This is a genomic window from Devosia sp. (assembly GCF_017307495.1).
GTDB lineage: Bacteria > Pseudomonadota > Alphaproteobacteria > Rhizobiales > Devosiaceae > Devosia_A.
Genome location: NZ_JAFKHE010000012.1, coordinates 26,793 through 42,178, shown reverse-complemented (window position 1 = coordinate 42,178; position 15,386 = coordinate 26,793). Strand labels below are relative to the sequence as shown.

Below are 15,386 nucleotides of genomic sequence, written 5' to 3'. Positions count from 1 at the left end.
CGCTATAGGGGTTGGCCGTGCTGGTTGAGCCAGGTCACCGGAGTGCCCAGCATCACCAACGGCTTCGGCGGGTAGCCGAGCCGTTCATAAGTGTCGCGCGACCACCCGAGGGTGCGCGCGATCCGATCCATTTCGGTTACCGCTGCGCCGCCGGCGTAGAGTGCCTGCAGCTGCTCGCCGATGCCGTCGAAACCGTCCGAGGCCTCGAGCTGGTCGAGGAACGGGGCCATCCACGACGGCACCGTGGGAGCCGACGGTTCAGGCAGGCAGTCAGCCTCGTATGTAACCTGCCGGGCGGCGATTTTGGTGCCGCCCTCAGTTGTCGCGCCACGACGGCTGGTGATCTGCTTCGGGCCGTAGCAAATCGTCCGGAACACGTTCGCCGCCGCGTTGTCGGCGCGCAGCGCCTCGAAGATCTGGAACTCGAAGATGTCGAGCGACGCCTCGAGCTCACTGTCCGTCACCGGCATGTTCAGCGTGTAGTTCGGCGTCTGGTCGTCCCGCGAGAGGATGCCGATCAGCAGCTCGAAGGTGATCGTCAGCGAGCGGGGCTCGGTAAGCTCCCGGTGCGCCACCGCGTTCCGGTCATAGTCCGTGTAGATCACGCACATCGGGTAGGCCACGTCCTTGTCGACACTGTCGACCGGCTCGATCTTCGAGTCGTAGATGTGCGGCCCGGCGAGGGTCGGGAACGGCCCAACGCCGAAGTTGTTGAGCGCCGTGACGCCGGCCGTCCGGAGTACGAGACGATTGAGGCTCATGCCTGCTGCCCTCGCTGCACGAGGCGGAGCTCCATGCGGCTCTGCCCATCGCGCTGGTTGTCCATGACCTCGAACTGCGGGAGGTCGGCTTGTGGCGTCCCGTCGTCGTTCAGCATCTCGATCAGGTCGCCCTGGCGAGGCTCGAGGAGCGGGTCGGGGAAATACTTGCGGTCGATCGAGATCACCGGCTTGCGGCCGACCGACACGGCGCGAAGGTCGTTGGCTTCGCGGTAGCTTTTGCGGACGCCGAGTTCGAGGCCGTACTCGGCGCTGGTGTAGTCGAAGATGCCCCACAAATCGTCGCGCATCGCCCGGTCGAGGTCAGCGCGCCGGCGGCCGTTGGGGTCGGCGCTGTCGCGCATGGGGATCCAGCGGAAGCGCTCCTTGTTCACGCGGTCGACGGCGTTCGACACCATCTTGTCCAGGCGCTTGAAGGCTGACATCGGCACCTCCTGAAAATGCGAGCGGGGCAGGATGGCGAACCACCCTGCCCTGCCCGATTAGATCGTGAAACCGGCGCTCAGACGGACCTCGCCGGTGGCGGAGGGGTTCGCAGCTGCCTTGGCAGCGACGCCGATCAGAGCATTGGCGCCAGCGGCGGCCGCGGTGGTCACCAGCTTGGTGGCGTTGTCCCAGTAGAGCTTGGCGCCCTGGGTCCAGGCCTGGGCCGAGACCTTCGGGAGCTCGTAGATGCCGGTGAGCGACAGTTCGACATCCTCGCCCTCGGCGGCGTTGCCGTTGGCAATTCCGAAGAGCGAGCCAACCAGGAGGCCGGCGCCGCTCTCGACCCCGCCTGCCGGGGCGGTAACGGTGAGCACGTTCCCCGGCTGAATGAAGTTTTTCATGTTGTCCTCTCGTGAGGTTGCTGGAAAACGAAAGGGCTCCCGAAGGAGCCCCATTTTGTTGTCAGTGGGTGGCCGGAGAGACCCTTACGCGCCCGGGTTCTTGACGAAGCCGCGGAAGTCCAGCGGCGCGGCACCGAAATCGAGCCGGACTTTTACCTCAAGACCGTCCACGTCAAAGCCGAGGCGGCTTTCCGTATAGGGCCCCTCGTTGCCTTCCAGATAAGCGTATTCAATGGTGGGCACTTGTGCTGGGTCAGCAACGAGGTAGTAGGCACTGGGGCTCGCGGTGGACAGCCTTCCCTCGATGATGGGAGTGAGCTTGCGCATCGACTCTGGGGTGACATTTCCCGGCTGGTTAGGTTGGAAGGACCCCAACAGCTGCTCAACCTTCAGCTCAAGGTCAGACGGGGCCAGCAGGAAACTGGGCCTCAAGTTCAGCTGCGTCTTTCCGTCAATGTCCACCTGCTTGGTCATCAGCAAGCGGGTGGCAGCGATGCCGTCAACTCCGAAGGGATTGCCGCCTGCCGCCAAATTTCCGTGATCTGCGTGGAACACACCCTTGCCGTCAGACAGTTTAGCGTTCCCGACAATAAGACCCCAAACGGTGTCGGACTCGAGATTTGATACTGCCTGACCGAACTGGCTAGGCAGATCGGTAAGGGCGCCAAGATCGTCGTTGATCAGAACCTGTCGGGTGATGGAAACTATGCGCCCATAGGTGGCGATCGCATATTTTTCCTTACCTTCCTTGAGGCTCGTGCGCTTGAACTCACCACTTTCGTTGACCTTGAGGAGTTCCCCGGCCCCGCCCAGGCGAACGCGGCTCATCTCCTTAAAATCGCGCGCGCTCCCCTGCCGGCAAAACGGTTTGAAAGTCTGAGGGAACGTCTCATAGGCCGTAAGGAGGGTTCGATTGGTGACGTTCTCAAGGATGATGGGGAAATCAGAGGTCGACATGAAGGAACGACGAGCGATCTCGTCGTAGGTCATGCCTTTTGTGTTTTCGCCCTGCTCGCGGAGAGCCTCGCGGGCCATCTCGATCAGGGACAGGCCGCGGTACTGGCGACCGGCGTCGGACAGCTTGTGGCGGCCCGGAGCCGAGCGGTTCAGCAGCGCGTTGGTCATCGCATCGCGGCGGGTGGTGACCTCGTCCTGCTGCGAGTCGCGCACGGTGGCGTCAACCATCGGAGCGGTCGGCTGGCGGGACTGGCGGGCCTCAATGCCGTCGAGGATGGCATTGCGGAACGACTGCACGTCGGTGTTGCCGTTGATGGCGGCGTCGCGAACGGCGTCGGTCAGACCGTGACGGGCGGACAGCTGCATGATGGTCGAGACGCGGGCGGTCTCGGCAGCACGGATGGCGTCGACATCGACAGCGGGAGCCGCGACCGGAGCCGGGGCCGCGACCGGGGCCGGCACAACCACGGGGGCAGCGCGGGTCTCGACGACGGGCGCCGGGGCAGCGGCAGCAGCGGCGGCGACGCGAGCCGCTTCGGCGGCCGCGATCTCTTCAGGGGTCATAGTCTCTTCCTTGGGTTCGACCGCAGCCGCGGTCTCGGTGGTGTCGTCCCTGGTGACGACTTCGACGTCGTAGACGTCATCCTTGGGCTCGGAGCGAGCGTGCGCGCCAGGATCGGCCGGGATGGGGACCGCGGAGAGCTCCATGGGTTCCCAGTCCGTCGCGCGGAGGATCGGCAGCTTCTCGCCGTCGCCCTCGATCTTCTCGTAGCGGTGGGTTTTGTAGCCAACGCTGATGAGCAGCGGGATGCCGTCGCGGGTGTCCTGGAGGATCCGTTCGGCTTCGTCGCTGCGGGAGAACTTCACCGTCGCGTAGCCCTTGCCGCCCTCGATGCGGGCCGAGCCGGGCACCACCGCCCCGAGGCGGGAGCCCATCGACCAGCTGTCGTGGGTATCGAGGAACGCTGCGCCGGCGTTGAGGCGCTCGAGACGGACAGCGGCGCGGTCCATCGAGAGCTCCTCCATGAAGAAGCCCTCGTCCCAGCTCCAGCGCTTGACGGCCGCGCCGGCGGCGAAGATCACTTCCACCGTGCGGGCATCAACGTTGACGCTGTCGGACCGGACCTCGAGAGCAAGGCGTCCGTTCTCGACGCGCGTGCTCTTCTTCGGCTTAGTCATTTTGCGGTTGCCTTCTTCTTTGCTGCCGGCTTCGCAGCCGGAGCTTTGGTGGAGGACTTGGCGGCCGGCTTCTTGGCCGCTCCCTCGTCCGCGGGAGCGACGACATCGCCCTCCTGGTCGAGTTCTTTCTCGAACTGCTGCATGAGCCCCTGCTGCGTGGTGTAGCGGGGGTCGCTGTCGAGGATGATGCCGTACTCGTCGAGGAGCAGGTTGATCGCTTGGATCTCCGAGGCCACCTCGTCGGGGTCGTACCCATACGAGGAGACCACGTCCCGCCACGACTTCAGGCCTGCGCGGATGGCGAGGATGTCGGCCTTGACGTCGTCGATCGGGTTGATGAACTCGAACTTCGGCGGCACCCACTTCACGGGGATGGTCACGCCGTCCTCGATCAGGCCCTGCAGCTGCGCCGTCTCGATGAACCAGTCCCAAATGGGCTGACAGAACATCGGGATGATGAAGTGCTGCTGGATGGCCCGCACGAAGCGGCGGAACTCGATGATCCCCACGCGCGCCGACGAGAAGTTGACCGTCGAGAGGTCGCCCGTCAGGAACTCGTAGGGGATGCGCAGGGCGGCGGCGATCTTCCGCAACATCGTCCGGGTGAACGGCTCGTAGCCGGCCGACACCGAAGGGTTGTTGAAGTTGATCTGCTTGCCGCCACGAGAGTAGGCGATGACGCCCGGCTCGAAGCGCTCGAGGACGTTGCCGTTGGCATCGGTCACCTTCGAGGTGATGCCGGTGTCGTTGGGATCGTCCTCGCCGGGGGTGACGATCGCGACCACGCAGGCCTCGATCTTCTTTCGGACAAGCTCCGCCTGGTCGTACTCGTCGGCGTCACGCATCGTGACGATGCCCGGCGCCAGCCAGGTGACGCCGCGAATGGTGGGACGCTGCGCCTCGTAGAGGTGCGCGATCTCGTCGGCCTTAACCAGGGTGCTCTCGGTGGAACCGCCCTGGGTGTTGGACGATCCCGGGTGCTTCGAGCGCAGCCAGTAGCCCAGGCGAGCGCCCTTCTGATCGAAGACGATGCCCGAGACGACGCTCTGCTTGCCCTTCGCCGACGTCTTCGTCGTGTCGAGGAAGTCCGGCTCGAGGAGCTGGATTTGCAGGCCGACGAGCGGGTTATCCGGGTCGACGATCTTCGGCCGGTAGACCTGCTTGCGGGCGAGCATCTCGCCGCCCTCGACCATCCCGCGAACAGCTTGGTACTGCTTCGTGTAGAAGGTCGCCATGCCGGCCAGGTCGCACTTCTTCGACCAGTTGTCGAAGAGGGCGTTGATCTCCTTGTCTTTCTCCGGGTCGCCCGTGTTGGCGCGGGGGATGATGCCCTCGCCAACCAGGTTGTCGGCCAGGATCGTCACCGCCTTGGCGGCGTGCGGGTTGTTGCGGACTAGGTCGCGGGCACGGTTGCGGAGGCGGTCGGCGTTGGCCGAGATTTCCGCATCGCCGTCGGTGCCACTGGCGTTCCAGTTCTTGAGGCGACGGCCCTGCGCGGCACCGTCGTAAGCGCGGAGACCTTGCAGGATCTCCATGCGCTGACGCGACACCTCGCGGCGGAGCGCCCAGCCGGGCGCCACCGCCGAGATGGCAGTTTCGAGGAAGTTCACGAGTTGAAACCTCCATCGAACTCAGCCAGCGAGGAGCTGGGGGGCGGCGAGAGCTTGTTGATCTCAGCCTTGAGGGCACTGATCGCCTTCGCCATCTCGGCGTCGGACTTGTATTCGACGTCCCGTTCCCGGAACTTGACGCGCCGAGCGCCGCTGAAACGAGCCCTTTGGAGCTCGGCCAGCATCTCCTGCATCTCTGCAAGGTCCATTACCAGATGCTCCCGCCGTCGAGCCAACCGCTGGAGCGGCCGGTCGAGGTCTGCTGGGTTTCGGGGTTGCGCCGCGGCTTCTCGGCGCCCCCTCGTTCGGGGAGCGGAGCGTCGTCGCGGAGCTTGATGACGTTGAGCATGGTGCCGGCGGCGGCCTGCATCGCCTCGCAGTCGAAGTAGTGGTTGTCCTTCGACTTCTGGATCCAGACGGCCTTGCCCGAGGCGTTCTTTACCCTCGCTTCCGAGACCATCTGCCGGCAGTAGTCATCGCTAACGTCGCCGGGCAGCGCCCATCCACCGGGCTGTTCGGGATCCCAGCGCAACCGCTCCTGCACCCACCGCTTGAAGTAGTCGGTGTCGAGGCGGAACAGCTCAAGGGCGTTCGGGATGACCTCGCCGTTCTTGTTCACGTCGATCGCCGAGCTGACGATCGGTCGAACCATCGCGGTCGAGGAGCCCTTCGTCGCTCGGACGATGCGCTTGTGCTTGCGGGCGAACTCGTAGACGCGGTTCAGAGGAACCTCGTCCTTCTTGCCGGGGCGGAAGCCGGCGTCGATGAGGCAGAGCCGCAGGGGGATACCGTCGTAGGTATCGTAGATCATCCCCTCGAGCGTCTCCCAGACAGCCTCGTCGGCCGTCTCGCCCTGAAGGAAGCCCGCCTCCACGAGCCAGGAGCGCCCGCGGGAGCCCCATCCTCGGACGGTGTAGAACATGCCGTTTTTCTGCACGTCGACCGTCATGGTCAGGATGCGGGCGGACCCGGGCACCTGGCCGGAGACGTACTCCTTGGAGCGCAGCTTCGCGACCTCGGACCAGTCAGGCACCACGCCGCCGGTCGGGCTGTAGAGCTCCCCGAAACCGCCGTTCACCACCGCCTGGATTGCGGCAGGGTCTTTCGACAACACGGCGGTGACGTACCGCTCGGCACGATCGCCCCACGACTTGAAGGGCGAGGCCAGGCCAGACACCCAGAACGAGATCGTCTCCCGCTCGGGCGGGTCGCCCACCACCGTCCCGTCAGGGAGGATGTGCTGCCCCGGCGCGACAAAGACGCCGCGCTCGTTCATCCACTCCTTGGTGTTCTGGTTGCCGATCAGCTCGTCCTGGTAGATGTCCGTGCCGCAGCACGGGCACGACAGGTGAGCTGTTCGCTTCGCCATCACCGGGTCGGAGGCCATCTCCTTGCCCGTGTCGCTCTTCGGCTTCTTCCAGCGGAGATCCTTGAAGCGCGGGATGAAGTAGTCCTCGCAATGCGGGCACGGCCACGCCCAGTGGTACTGGGTGCCGGACAGCCAGAGCTTCCAGATGGTGGACTTGACGTCCTCGGCCAGGTCGTTCTGCCAGAACTCCAGGCCACTCTCGGGGTCACGCTCCACTTCGTTCGGGCCCTCACTTGGGGTCGACACGATGGCGTGGACGAAGTCGGCGTAGGTGTCGCCGCGAATGTCCACGAGATCGATCGGGTTACCGGCGCCCTTGACGTTGCTCATGAGCTCGTCCGCCTCGTCCGTGAGGGCGAGGCCGAAGGGGTCGGACTTCAGGGCAGAGGACGAACCGCCGTGGGCGAGACGCAGCGGCACGCCGCCGATCTTCTTGAGCGTCTTCTTCATCGTGCGGCCGCGCGTAACCTTGCGCGACAGCACCTTGGCGCCGTCGAGGAGCTCCATGATGCGGGGCTCCCACTGCTCGGTGATGAACTGCTTCGTCGGCCCGAGGTAGAGCATCGGGATCGGCGAGGTATCCATGCGCTGGCCGATGATGTCGAGCAGCGCCTCCGACTTCCCCGACTGCGCCGAGATCACCAGCACCACGCGCTTGTGCGTGCGGGCGTCGACGGCGCGCTCGAAAGCGAGGATGTATGGCGTAACTTTCGGGTTACGCGGCCCGGGCATGCCGGACGTCGGCGGGTAGACGCGGTTTTTGGCGCCCCACTCGTCAGGCGTCATCCTCGTCGGCGGCTTCAGCAACCGGCACACCCGTGCGGAGAGCTCGCTGCTCTTTGCCGAAATCATCGGAAAGTTCTTGTCGGACATCGTCGCAGGTAGCCTCGAGACGCTTCCGCTCGGCCAGGTCGCGGGTATGCCGCGCCGGCAGGCCGGAGATGGTTTGCAGGAAGCGGCCGCAGATGTTGTCGACGAACTCCATCGCCTCGGTGAGGGTGATGAGCTGCCGGTCTTCACGGCCAATTCGGATCGCGAGTTGCTCCTCGCGCTTGGTGCGGAGCCCATCCGCCGCCGCCGGCGCTGCCTTCTCGGCCGCCGCCTTCTCCTTGAAGGCCACATATCGGGCGTAGTTCTCCACGAGCGGGTAGCTTGACCGGCTCCTGGCGACGAGCACGCCCTCCTTCAGCAGGATCTGCACCCGGCGGTCGGAGAGGCTGAGCGCCTTCGCTAAGTCCTTCTGGTTGACGAACTCCGAGAGCCGCTCCGCCTGCTTGGTTTCGCGCGGCCGGGGCTTGGTGGTCTTTGGTGCTGCTGCCATGCGGTCTACCTAATCAGCGGCGGCGGGGTGGTCGGCGCCGGGGGGTCGGAATATGGCTCGACACTCTGCTCGAGCCAGGAGAAGCCGGCAGCGTTCCGCCGCCAGCGCTCGTGGTAGTGCTGGAGCCACAGCACGCGCCCGTCGTTCAACAGGATCGGCAGCAGCGCGAAGCGCCGGCGCCATTCCTTCAGCTCTGCGCTGGTGCGGCCGAAGATCATCGGAAGGTCATCCTGCCGCGGTGGCTGACGCCGACATCAGGCCGGAGGCTCGGGTAGCGATCCCTCGTCCGCATCAGGTACGTCTGCAGGTTGCGCGGCTCACTGAGCCAGGCGCCCCAGCGGATCACGAAGCTCAGAGGCGACCGCTCCATTTGCATCGGGCCTCCTCGCCGGTCAGGTCGTAGACCGCGCATGTGCGCTGCAACAGCACGACGCTGGAGATGATCGCAGCGACGCCGGCGAGGATGCCGACGACCACCGCGATCGTGATGACCAGCTGCTGCCACGAGGGCGGCGGGTCGTTCAGTTCGGGGCGCATGGCGTTTCCTTCCTCGCGTAACCGATCAGTGACACCCCGGACCTGCCGGGGTGCTGCTGATCGGTCGCTAGGTTTGCAGCGCGGGCTTGGGATCGTGCTTGTGTTTGTCGACCTGGCTCGCCATCGACTTCAGATCGCGCACTTGCTCGCAGTAGCCGCCGGGGCGGTCCCACTTCACGGGGTGGGCGGTCGAGCAGGACACGAGGGGAGCGGCGACGGCGACCTCGGCGGTCACCAGCCCGGTCACGAAGGTCGTGACTGCCAGCGCCGCCACCGCCACGAGGGCGGCAAACAGCTTCTTCATTGGACGTTCCTTGGTTGGAGGCGACGAGCGCGAGGTGCGCGCCCGCCATCGCCTGGACGGCTCACCGGCCAGGGATCAGTAACGGATCAGTTTCGCGATGCGCTTGGTCACCTGCACCTCGAGCTCGGCCGGGCCGAACGTCAGGAAGGTCTGGAGCGACTGATCCTTGTCGAGTTCCTTGCCCAGCGCCGGACCGTAGAGCTTGCGGATCTTGAACCCGGCGTGCCCGCTGGCGCCGAACCGGCCTTGAGCGTCACGCGGCTGGGTCGGCTTGTGGCCGTAGGTCCAGAACGCCTTGGGCAGGCGCCCCGACGCGCCCTTCGCGGGGACGAGGGCGAAGAACCCACCGCCTTGGGCGAAGGAGCGCTTGAAGGTGCGCGGGCTGTTCCAGACGCCCGACCGGACGAAGCCCTTGTCGACGCCGGAGCGGCCCTTGTTCATGGCTGCGGCTACCTTCCCCCTCGGGGAGAGAGCCCGGAGCCCCTTGTAGGTCTCGATCGGCGAGCCCTTACCGGTGCCGCGGATGGTGAAACTGAGGTCCGAGGGCTTCGAGATGCCCCTCATATTGGGCACCACGTAACCCCGGTAGCCGCCGGCGGTGACCGCCATCTGCTGGGCGACGGCCCGCTGGACCTGAGTTCGTGTTTTCCGGCCCGCGTCGATGACCCCTCGATGCAGCTCCAAACGGAAGTTTGGGCGGGAAATGAGCCTCGGAATGTCCTGGAAACGCACGAAGTTCGTGAGCTTTTTGGTCACAACGACCTGCATCTCGAGCTCCTTTGCGTGTTTCTCGCCAAAAACGAACGCGAACCGTCAATTTTTGAGGTCGAAAACCTCTCATTCAATGCGCTGCGCCCAGCCCGCGGTGCCCCACCCCCTAGGAAGGACCCAAGGCCGGGGGTGGTCGCGCGGGGGTGGCGGTCGCGTTACATGTTAACTGGCATGGCGCTTGCTATAGGCGCGCAAGGCGCAAGGCGCGCGGTTTCCGCTTAGGGTCGCGGGGTGGCACCCTCCCCCCGCGTTGCGGGGGTGGCACCCCCTCCCCCTGCCTTCCCTTCCCCTTCCCCTGCCTTCCCCCTGCTAGGCGATGCATCAGGCGAGACACTGGCAACCCGTCACCATAGGCGCGGGGCGCGTTGCGGGGGTGCGCTGGCAAGGGTGCGATAGGGTGCGCACCCCGCCGGGGGTATTTACCTGGTAACGCACCCCAACGGGCGGGGGATTGATCGGAAGGGGGTTGCGGGGGTGCGAATCGCTGGTTTTGCGATTCGCTTTTCACGCTTCGCCGCTTGTGTGACTCGCCTATTCGGTGCGTGTAAACCCCTGCAAAGCATTTTATGCGCCATGCATAAGCCATTGGATTTGCAGCGCTTTCCATATGGCCGAACCACAAAACGCAAAATCTGCGATTTAGGGGGTTGCATCGCGCAAAAGTTGCGGGTTATAACCCTCCCATCGAAACGCAAACGGAGACGCCGCCACCCAGTGATTAACCCCCGCCTACTCGCCGAAAGGGGAGTGTTTTATACATCGTGAATAGGGCGACCTTTAGGGAAGCGGCGTAGACGGAACGCTGATTACACAATCCGGCACCTTGGGCGGCCCGAACGGCTAGGCTCAATAGTGCAAGCGTCCTAGTCCGAACGGCTAGGGGGAGACCCGAGGGGGTTACGCGGCACTAGACCTTAACAGGCGGACTAGAACGGCAAGCGCTGACAACGCAAACCGGGCAAGTTGAGGCGGCAAAGCCGATGGGAAAAGCGCAACTGACCTTTGCCGATTAGGCTGGTCAGGTTCTGGCACTGGAACCCGCCACCCCGTGAGAGGGGGTGACGGGTAGCAGCACAACGGCTGAACGCAAAAATCCGAACGCGGTGGTAGGCCGCGGGCTTGCGCAAGAGTGTGAATTTGAAATCCCGCCAAACATGGCACCTAAGAGAAACCGACCGCCGGGGGGTTCAATCCCCGGCGGTTCTGACACTGCCCCGCCAAGCGCGCACCCCGCGCGCTTCGCCGGGCAAGTGCCCGGAACCCCCGCCAATTATGGCAACTTCGGAGATACGAAATGCAGGTTATCGCTTCCAACAAGCTCAATGTCGCGATCAACTCGGTTGTGAAGGCAGGCGCCAAGTTCGGCGGCCAGCTCCACACGGTCGCCTATTCCTGCCTCGCGCTGGTCGAAACCAGCGGCGACGTCCGCCCCCTCCAGCGCCTCTATGACGCTATCGGCGGCAAGGTGACGAAGGCCGCGATCGCCGCATGGGCGAAGGCCTTCGGCAAGGTCAAGGTCAACACCGACGAAGAAACCGGCAAGGTGACCTTTGCCTTCAACAAGGCCGCCAAGGGCGACCTCGAAAGCGCGGCGGCCTGCCCCGTCCTCGACTACAAGCCGGACGCGACCGGCTCGAAGAACGAGTTCGACCTCGCGGCGAAGCTGGCCGCCCTTCTCAAGGCCGCCGAGAAGGCCGGCGCGCACACCCAGCACGTCAAGGCCTACCAGTTGCTGGTCGAGGCCGAAGGCGTCCTGACTGGCAAGAACGTGGTCGAGGTCAACACCTCCAAGGAAGGCCGCGCGAAGAACAAGGCCAAGGCCGCCGCCGAGAAGGCCGCCGCCTAATCCCGCCCCAGGCACCCCCTCCCCGCGAGGGGGTGCAACTTCCTGCACCCATCCGGACGGACGCTAGGCGTCCGCCTCGACGGCTGCACGGCCGAACCCCGCCAATTATGGCACCCAACGGAGACCTGAGATGATCCCACGCCACCCATACTTCCGCACCCGCAAGGACGAGCAGCACGAGGCTGCCTACGCGAAGTTGGCGCGCGAAGCCCGCGACTTCCTCGCCCGCAAGGCTGCCGATGCAGCAAAGCTCAAGGACCGCCGGCTTCTAGCTGCCTGATGCAACCCCACATCACCGAGCTCGAGGACGACGAGCGCGCGGTCTACATCCACCCCGCCAGTCAGAAGTCGGTCGATCGCGTCCTGTTGCTGGCCGACCCCGACGACGTCAGGGACGGGCGCTCCCCCTTCATGTGGGTGCGCCTGCCCAACGGCGACCTCTGCCTCGCCATCTTCCCCTACGGCGCGACCTACGATGACTGCGAGGTCGACGCCCAATATCCCCGCTGAAACCCCCAGCCTAGCGCGCGCCTGGAACCCGCGCGCTGCACTGGGCGCTTCCGCCCACCCCGCCAATTATGGCCCATCGGAGACCATCCATGACTATCACCGACCGCCTCGTCGCGATCATGCGCGGCGCTGGCTACAGCTTCGCCACCGCCTGCGACCTGGCCGCAGAGAGGCTGCGCGAAGTCCGCGCCCTTCCACCCGGGGGCGTGGTCACCTTCGCCTGCGGCGACCGCGTCCTGACCTTGCGCCGCGGGTGACCCATGAAGATCGCCTCTATCGGAGATTTCCGCCGCGCGGCCCACCACGGCCCTTTCGCCTGGCCCGGCGGGTATCCCTGCTACTTCGTCATGGCTGATGGCGAGGCCCTCAGCTTCGAGGCCGCGAAGGATGAGCGCCGCCTCATCCTCGAGGCCCTGCGCGACGAGCGCGACGGCAACCACCCCGACCAGTCGTGGCTCCCCGTCGCGCTCGAGATCAACTGGGAGGACACCTCCCTCACCTGCGCCCACACCCAGGCGCCCATCCCGTCCGCCTACGGAGAGGACTAATGCCAGTTGCCTTCAGCGAGCGCCGCGTCGAGCGCGGCGTCCACATTATCGAGGAGCGCTACAAGTCCGGCCTCGTCGAGATCGCCTACTACGAGAGCTCCCAGCGCCGCGTTTGCCTCTGCATCGTGGAGCGCCAACCCAGCACCCGCAAATGGCACCTGTTCGGCCGGACCGGTAACCGACCGATGACCAGCGGCCGCATCAAGGCCGACATCCTGCGCGCCGCTCTGGCCTACGCCTGCGAGCAGCGCGCCCTTCTCACCCCCGCCACTCATGGCACCCCGGAGACCGTTCATGGCTAACCCTCTCGACCTCGACATCGCCCCGCCACCACGCGACCTCGACTTTGCCTTCATGGGCTCCATCGTCCTCTGCACCCCCGTCACCGATGTGGCGCGCACCTGGATTGACGATCACGTCAGCGAAGAGAGCATGTGGTACGGTGGCAGCCTCTGCATCGAGCCGCGCTACCTCGACGACTTCGTCGCCGGCGCCATGTCCGACGGCCTCGTTTGCAAGGCCGACTGACATGGTCGACAAGCCCGAACCTGACCCCCGCAGCATCGAACTGGTCGCCTCGCTCGACGACTTCACCCGGTCCTACCTCGTGACCGCCCTCTGGTCCTCCAACGACGAGTCGGACGAGAGCGGCGGCGTGCCGCTCGACGACAACTACGAGCTCGACGACCTCCACCCCGACGTAATCGCGGAGGCCATCGCAGACTGCCAAGCCTTCCTCGCCAAGTGCGGCACCGCCCTCTGCGACGGCGTGCTGGTCCGCAAACCCAGCAGCGGCAGCGGCCCGGAAGAGGTGGCCGGTCACGACTTCTGGCTCACCCGGAACGGGCACGGCGCCGGCTTCTGGGATGGCGACTGGGCCGGCCCCCTCGGCGACATGTTGACTAAGATCGCCAAAGGCTTCGGCGAGGTGAGCCTCTACGTCGGCGACGACGGCCGCATCTACTCCATGTGAGCACCCCGCCTGACGCGCCCGCTGTGGCGCGTCGCACAGGACGCTCACGTCCTACCCCCGCCAATCATGGCACTCAGGAGACCGCATGACCTATTACCCAACCCAGCGGCAGCTGGTGCGCCGTCGCGCTGCCCTCGTCGCATCGGCTGCCGTCGTCATCGCCACCTCATTCGCTGCCGGCGCGAGTGTGCAGCGCATCGAGGCCGGCCTCACCATAGAGGACCGCTGCAACCGCACCCACGACGCGGTCGCCTGCATCATCGTCCTCGACGACATGGATGACGTCGACCCGCCACGAATTAGCACCCGGGCGGAGGGTGCTTCCAATGGCTGACTACATCCCGCATGAAGAGGAGCTCGGCCACGGGTTCCGCCTCGAGATCGTCCACGACGACGACTCGGGCAACAACCCGCGCGAGTGGGACAACCTCGGCACGATGGTCGGTTGGTCTCCCAGCCGCACGATGGGCGATGAGCAGCCCGGCCGCAGTCCCGCGCTCTGGCTGTACGGGCTCGCCACTGAACTAGACATCGCCGAATGGGCAATCGCGTGGCTCTACCGCGAGCCGCACGAGACCACCGACGACCTTGCCAACCTCTCCGACTGGGAGCTCGAGGGCCGCATCGAAGATGCCCCCGGTAGATTGCTCGCCAATATCGAAGAGCGCTGCCTGATCCTCGGCCTGAACCTTGGCTACAACGGCGACCTCAGCATCTGCGCCGCCAGCTACGCCGCGACCTGCAGCGAGACCGGCTTCGTCTATGCCACCTACGCCGACATCGCCAAAGAGTACGGCAAGGTCACCCCCGAGACCATCGAGCGCGCCCGCAAGCTCCTGCAGGGCGAGGTCAAGGAATACTCCGACTGGGCTACCGGCAACGTCTACGGCTACCGCCTCTTTGGTCCGCCGACCCTCGACGACGAGGGCGACGAGATCGAGGAGGGCGAGGAGCTGGACGCCTGCTGGGGCTTCGTCGGCGACTACGACGACCACTGCCTGCCCGAGGCCAAGCACGCGGCCCGGTGGCAGATCAACGCATGGCTCAAGGACAAGCCCACCATCCCGCTGCCTCGTGAGCTGTCCCTCACCATCCCCCGTCAAGCATGACATCTGGAGAGACCAATGGAAGAGCGCGCGCCCCACCACGATGTGGAGATCCCGGAGCCATTCCGGGAGATCGATGACGCCTGCTGGCGGCTGGTCAGCCGCCTACACGATGAGCTCAGCAACTGCGACGAGGTCGTCACCTGCCACACGCCCGAGCGCATCGAGACCCACCTCTACAGCGACACGTCCGGCGGCTGGCAGGTCGACTTCGAGTGCGACATCTGGAACTCGTTCTCGATGGGCTACCTGCCCACACGCTTCCGAGACTACGCCGAAGAGCAGCAGATGAGCGCCCTTGGCTACTGGGTGGAGAACGCCGAGCTCCCCCCCGGCATGGCCGAGGACTATGAGGCAATCAGGAACCCGCCGAACCTGCGGTCGCTCTACGAGTACGCCGCCGACAAGCTCGGCAAGGACAAGCACCAGGTCGACCTCGACATAGAGGCCGACGCTTGGAATTGGCTGCTCAACCTCCCCGACGAGCTCAAGCAGGACTTCCACGAAACCGAAACGGAGTGGTTACGCGGCAGCTATTTCTATGGCCTCGAGATCAGCTACCTCCGGACGACCGACCGGGCCAGCCGGTTCGACGAGCCGGTGATCGAGATCGCCGCAACTTTCCGGGCAAGCGAGCTCCGGGACGAAGAGACCATCGCCCGCCTGGCCGCCCTACCCTCGGCCGTAGATGCCGCGCTGCAGGAGATGATCGCCGCCTGGGCTGTCGCCCGCTTCTGGGAGGTGTGACG

At 65.4% G+C, this 15,386-nt stretch carries 24 protein-coding genes; 11 read left to right on the top strand and 13 right to left on the bottom strand.

What is annotated here, in order from left to right; translation table 11 throughout:
* Window positions 1-2: 2 nt before the first annotated feature.
* The 13 genes from J0I99_RS00705 to J0I99_RS00645 all read right to left on the bottom strand — a co-directional run bounded on the left by J0I99_RS00705 (window position 3) and on the right by J0I99_RS00645 (window position 9,651).
* Window positions 3-761, bottom strand: a complete 759-nt coding sequence (locus J0I99_RS00705) for a hypothetical protein (protein WP_291390719.1) — start codon at window positions 759-761, stop codon at window positions 3-5.
* Window positions 758-1,204, bottom strand: a complete 447-nt coding sequence (locus tag J0I99_RS00700; protein WP_291390720.1) for a hypothetical protein — start codon at window positions 1,202-1,204, stop codon at window positions 758-760. The genes J0I99_RS00705 and J0I99_RS00700 overlap by 4 nt, the downstream gene beginning before the upstream one ends.
* 57 nt (window positions 1,205-1,261) lie before the next feature.
* Window positions 1,262-1,606, bottom strand: coding sequence for a DUF2190 family protein (locus J0I99_RS00695; RefSeq protein ID WP_291395188.1), 345 nt, complete (start codon window positions 1,604-1,606; stop codon window positions 1,262-1,264).
* An 84-nt stretch (window positions 1,607-1,690) separates the two neighbouring features.
* Entirely contained in the window at window positions 1,691-3,742 is a 2,052-nt protein-coding gene (locus J0I99_RS00690) for a prohead protease/major capsid protein fusion protein (protein ID WP_291390722.1), read from the bottom strand.
* Complete coding sequence (locus J0I99_RS00685; protein WP_291390723.1) at window positions 3,739-5,352, bottom strand: phage portal protein; 1,614 nt, start codon at window positions 5,350-5,352, stop codon at window positions 3,739-3,741. The genes J0I99_RS00690 and J0I99_RS00685 overlap by 4 nt, the downstream gene beginning before the upstream one ends.
* Entirely contained in the window at window positions 5,349-5,561 is a 213-nt protein-coding gene (locus J0I99_RS00680; RefSeq protein ID WP_291390724.1) for a hypothetical protein, read from the bottom strand. Before J0I99_RS00680 ends, J0I99_RS00685 begins: the two co-directional genes overlap by 4 nt.
* Window positions 5,561-7,507, bottom strand: a complete 1,947-nt coding sequence (locus J0I99_RS00675) for a terminase gpA endonuclease subunit (RefSeq protein ID WP_291395186.1) — start codon at window positions 7,505-7,507, stop codon at window positions 5,561-5,563. The genes J0I99_RS00680 and J0I99_RS00675 overlap by 1 nt, the downstream gene beginning before the upstream one ends.
* Window positions 7,497-8,042 carry a hypothetical protein gene (locus J0I99_RS00670; RefSeq protein WP_291395184.1) on the bottom strand — a complete coding sequence of 182 codons (546 nt, stop codon included), beginning with the start codon at window positions 8,040-8,042 and terminating at the stop codon, window positions 7,497-7,499. Before J0I99_RS00670 ends, J0I99_RS00675 begins: the two co-directional genes overlap by 11 nt.
* Window positions 8,043-8,047: 5 nt before the next feature.
* Entirely contained in the window at window positions 8,048-8,260 is a 213-nt protein-coding gene (locus J0I99_RS00665; protein WP_291395182.1) for a hypothetical protein, read from the bottom strand.
* Window positions 8,257-8,412: a hypothetical protein gene (locus J0I99_RS00660; RefSeq protein WP_291395180.1), complete on the bottom strand. Its 156-nt coding sequence runs from the start codon at window positions 8,410-8,412 to the stop codon at window positions 8,257-8,259. The genes J0I99_RS00665 and J0I99_RS00660 overlap by 4 nt, the downstream gene beginning before the upstream one ends.
* Window positions 8,394-8,579, bottom strand: a complete 186-nt coding sequence (locus J0I99_RS00655; protein WP_291395178.1) for a hypothetical protein — start codon at window positions 8,577-8,579, stop codon at window positions 8,394-8,396. The genes J0I99_RS00660 and J0I99_RS00655 overlap by 19 nt, the downstream gene beginning before the upstream one ends.
* 67 nt (window positions 8,580-8,646) lie before the next feature.
* Window positions 8,647-8,883 (bottom strand): hypothetical protein, encoded by a 237-nt coding sequence (locus tag J0I99_RS00650; RefSeq protein ID WP_291395176.1) that lies wholly within the window; start codon window positions 8,881-8,883, stop codon window positions 8,647-8,649.
* A 75-nt stretch (window positions 8,884-8,958) separates the two neighbouring features.
* Window positions 8,959-9,651: a hypothetical protein gene (locus J0I99_RS00645; protein WP_291395174.1), complete on the bottom strand. Its 693-nt coding sequence runs from the start codon at window positions 9,649-9,651 to the stop codon at window positions 8,959-8,961.
* Window positions 9,652-10,948: 1,297 nt separating this feature from the next.
* Between J0I99_RS00645 and J0I99_RS00640 the strand changes: the two genes are divergently transcribed.
* The 11 genes from J0I99_RS00640 to J0I99_RS00590 all read left to right on the top strand — a co-directional run bounded on the left by J0I99_RS00640 (window position 10,949) and on the right by J0I99_RS00590 (window position 15,384).
* A complete protein-coding gene (locus J0I99_RS00640) occupies window positions 10,949-11,500 on the top strand; it encodes a hypothetical protein (RefSeq protein ID WP_291395172.1) in 552 nt (183 codons plus the stop codon).
* A gap of 130 nt (window positions 11,501-11,630) precedes the next feature.
* Window positions 11,631-11,780: a hypothetical protein gene (locus tag J0I99_RS00635; RefSeq protein ID WP_291395170.1), complete on the top strand. Its 150-nt coding sequence runs from the start codon at window positions 11,631-11,633 to the stop codon at window positions 11,778-11,780.
* Window positions 11,780-12,010, top strand: coding sequence for a hypothetical protein (locus J0I99_RS00630; RefSeq protein WP_291395168.1), 231 nt, complete (start codon window positions 11,780-11,782; stop codon window positions 12,008-12,010). The genes J0I99_RS00635 and J0I99_RS00630 overlap by 1 nt, the downstream gene beginning before the upstream one ends.
* 89 nt (window positions 12,011-12,099) lie before the next feature.
* Window positions 12,100-12,267, top strand: a complete 168-nt coding sequence (locus J0I99_RS00625; protein WP_291395166.1) for a hypothetical protein — start codon at window positions 12,100-12,102, stop codon at window positions 12,265-12,267.
* A gap of 3 nt (window positions 12,268-12,270) precedes the next feature.
* Entirely contained in the window at window positions 12,271-12,558 is a 288-nt protein-coding gene (locus J0I99_RS00620) for a hypothetical protein (RefSeq protein WP_291395164.1), read from the top strand.
* On the top strand, window positions 12,558-12,860 hold the full coding sequence (locus tag J0I99_RS00615; protein WP_291395162.1) for a hypothetical protein: 303 nt from the start codon (window positions 12,558-12,560) through the stop codon (window positions 12,858-12,860). Before J0I99_RS00620 ends, J0I99_RS00615 begins: the two co-directional genes overlap by 1 nt.
* The gene (locus J0I99_RS00610) at window positions 12,853-13,086 is read left to right on the top strand and encodes a hypothetical protein (RefSeq protein WP_291395160.1); all 234 of its coding nucleotides are present in this window, start codon (window positions 12,853-12,855) and stop codon (window positions 13,084-13,086) included. The genes J0I99_RS00615 and J0I99_RS00610 overlap by 8 nt, the downstream gene beginning before the upstream one ends.
* Before the next feature lies 1 nt (window position 13,087).
* Window positions 13,088-13,531, top strand: coding sequence for a hypothetical protein (locus J0I99_RS00605; protein ID WP_291395158.1), 444 nt, complete (start codon window positions 13,088-13,090; stop codon window positions 13,529-13,531).
* 85 nt (window positions 13,532-13,616) lie between these two features.
* Window positions 13,617-13,865: a hypothetical protein gene (locus tag J0I99_RS00600; protein ID WP_291395156.1), complete on the top strand. Its 249-nt coding sequence runs from the start codon at window positions 13,617-13,619 to the stop codon at window positions 13,863-13,865.
* Window positions 13,858-14,640, top strand: coding sequence for a hypothetical protein (locus tag J0I99_RS00595; protein WP_291395154.1), 783 nt, complete (start codon window positions 13,858-13,860; stop codon window positions 14,638-14,640). The genes J0I99_RS00600 and J0I99_RS00595 overlap by 8 nt, the downstream gene beginning before the upstream one ends.
* 15 nt (window positions 14,641-14,655) lie before the next feature.
* Window positions 14,656-15,384 (top strand): hypothetical protein, encoded by a 729-nt coding sequence (locus J0I99_RS00590; RefSeq protein ID WP_291395152.1) that lies wholly within the window; start codon window positions 14,656-14,658, stop codon window positions 15,382-15,384.
* Window positions 15,385-15,386 lie beyond the last annotated feature (2 nt).

Excerpts from the sequence above, each read along its gene's own strand:
- J0I99_RS00630 (WP_291395168.1), top strand. The coding sequence starts at position 11,780 with ATGCAACCCCACATCACCGAGCTCGAGGACGACGAGCGCGCGGTCTAC.
- J0I99_RS00700 (WP_291390720.1), bottom strand. The coding sequence starts at position 1,204 with ATGTCAGCCTTCAAGCGCCTGGACAAGATGGTGTCGAACGCCGTCGAC.
- J0I99_RS00610 (WP_291395160.1), top strand. The coding sequence starts at position 12,853 with ATGGCTAACCCTCTCGACCTCGACATCGCCCCGCCACCACGCGACCTC.
- J0I99_RS00640 (WP_291395172.1), top strand. The coding sequence starts at position 10,949 with ATGCAGGTTATCGCTTCCAACAAGCTCAATGTCGCGATCAACTCGGTT.
- J0I99_RS00660 (WP_291395180.1), bottom strand. The coding sequence starts at position 8,412 with ATGGAGCGGTCGCCTCTGAGCTTCGTGATCCGCTGGGGCGCCTGGCTC.
- J0I99_RS00615 (WP_291395162.1), top strand. The coding sequence starts at position 12,558 with ATGCCAGTTGCCTTCAGCGAGCGCCGCGTCGAGCGCGGCGTCCACATT.
- J0I99_RS00650 (WP_291395176.1), bottom strand. The coding sequence starts at position 8,883 with ATGAAGAAGCTGTTTGCCGCCCTCGTGGCGGTGGCGGCGCTGGCAGTC.
- J0I99_RS00680 (WP_291390724.1), bottom strand. The coding sequence starts at position 5,561 with ATGGACCTTGCAGAGATGCAGGAGATGCTGGCCGAGCTCCAAAGGGCT.
- J0I99_RS00645 (WP_291395174.1), bottom strand. The coding sequence starts at position 9,651 with ATGCAGGTCGTTGTGACCAAAAAGCTCACGAACTTCGTGCGTTTCCAG.
- J0I99_RS00590 (WP_291395152.1), top strand. The coding sequence starts at position 14,656 with ATGGAAGAGCGCGCGCCCCACCACGATGTGGAGATCCCGGAGCCATTC.
- J0I99_RS00635 (WP_291395170.1), top strand. The coding sequence starts at position 11,631 with ATGATCCCACGCCACCCATACTTCCGCACCCGCAAGGACGAGCAGCAC.
- J0I99_RS00620 (WP_291395164.1), top strand. The coding sequence starts at position 12,271 with ATGAAGATCGCCTCTATCGGAGATTTCCGCCGCGCGGCCCACCACGGC.
- J0I99_RS00600 (WP_291395156.1), top strand. The coding sequence starts at position 13,617 with ATGACCTATTACCCAACCCAGCGGCAGCTGGTGCGCCGTCGCGCTGCC.
- J0I99_RS00655 (WP_291395178.1), bottom strand. The coding sequence starts at position 8,579 with ATGCGCCCCGAACTGAACGACCCGCCGCCCTCGTGGCAGCAGCTGGTC.
- J0I99_RS00670 (WP_291395184.1), bottom strand. The coding sequence starts at position 8,042 with ATGGCAGCAGCACCAAAGACCACCAAGCCCCGGCCGCGCGAAACCAAG.
- J0I99_RS00695 (WP_291395188.1), bottom strand. The coding sequence starts at position 1,606 with ATGAAAAACTTCATTCAGCCGGGGAACGTGCTCACCGTTACCGCCCCG.
- J0I99_RS00705 (WP_291390719.1), bottom strand. The coding sequence starts at position 761 with ATGAGCCTCAATCGTCTCGTACTCCGGACGGCCGGCGTCACGGCGCTC.
- J0I99_RS00625 (WP_291395166.1), top strand. The coding sequence starts at position 12,100 with ATGACTATCACCGACCGCCTCGTCGCGATCATGCGCGGCGCTGGCTAC.
- J0I99_RS00665 (WP_291395182.1), bottom strand. The coding sequence starts at position 8,260 with ATGATCTTCGGCCGCACCAGCGCAGAGCTGAAGGAATGGCGCCGGCGC.
- J0I99_RS00595 (WP_291395154.1), top strand. The coding sequence starts at position 13,858 with ATGGCTGACTACATCCCGCATGAAGAGGAGCTCGGCCACGGGTTCCGC.
- J0I99_RS00675 (WP_291395186.1), bottom strand. The coding sequence starts at position 7,507 with ATGACGCCTGACGAGTGGGGCGCCAAAAACCGCGTCTACCCGCCGACG.
- J0I99_RS00605 (WP_291395158.1), top strand. The coding sequence starts at position 13,088 with ATGGTCGACAAGCCCGAACCTGACCCCCGCAGCATCGAACTGGTCGCC.
- J0I99_RS00690 (WP_291390722.1), bottom strand. The coding sequence starts at position 3,742 with ATGACTAAGCCGAAGAAGAGCACGCGCGTCGAGAACGGACGCCTTGCT.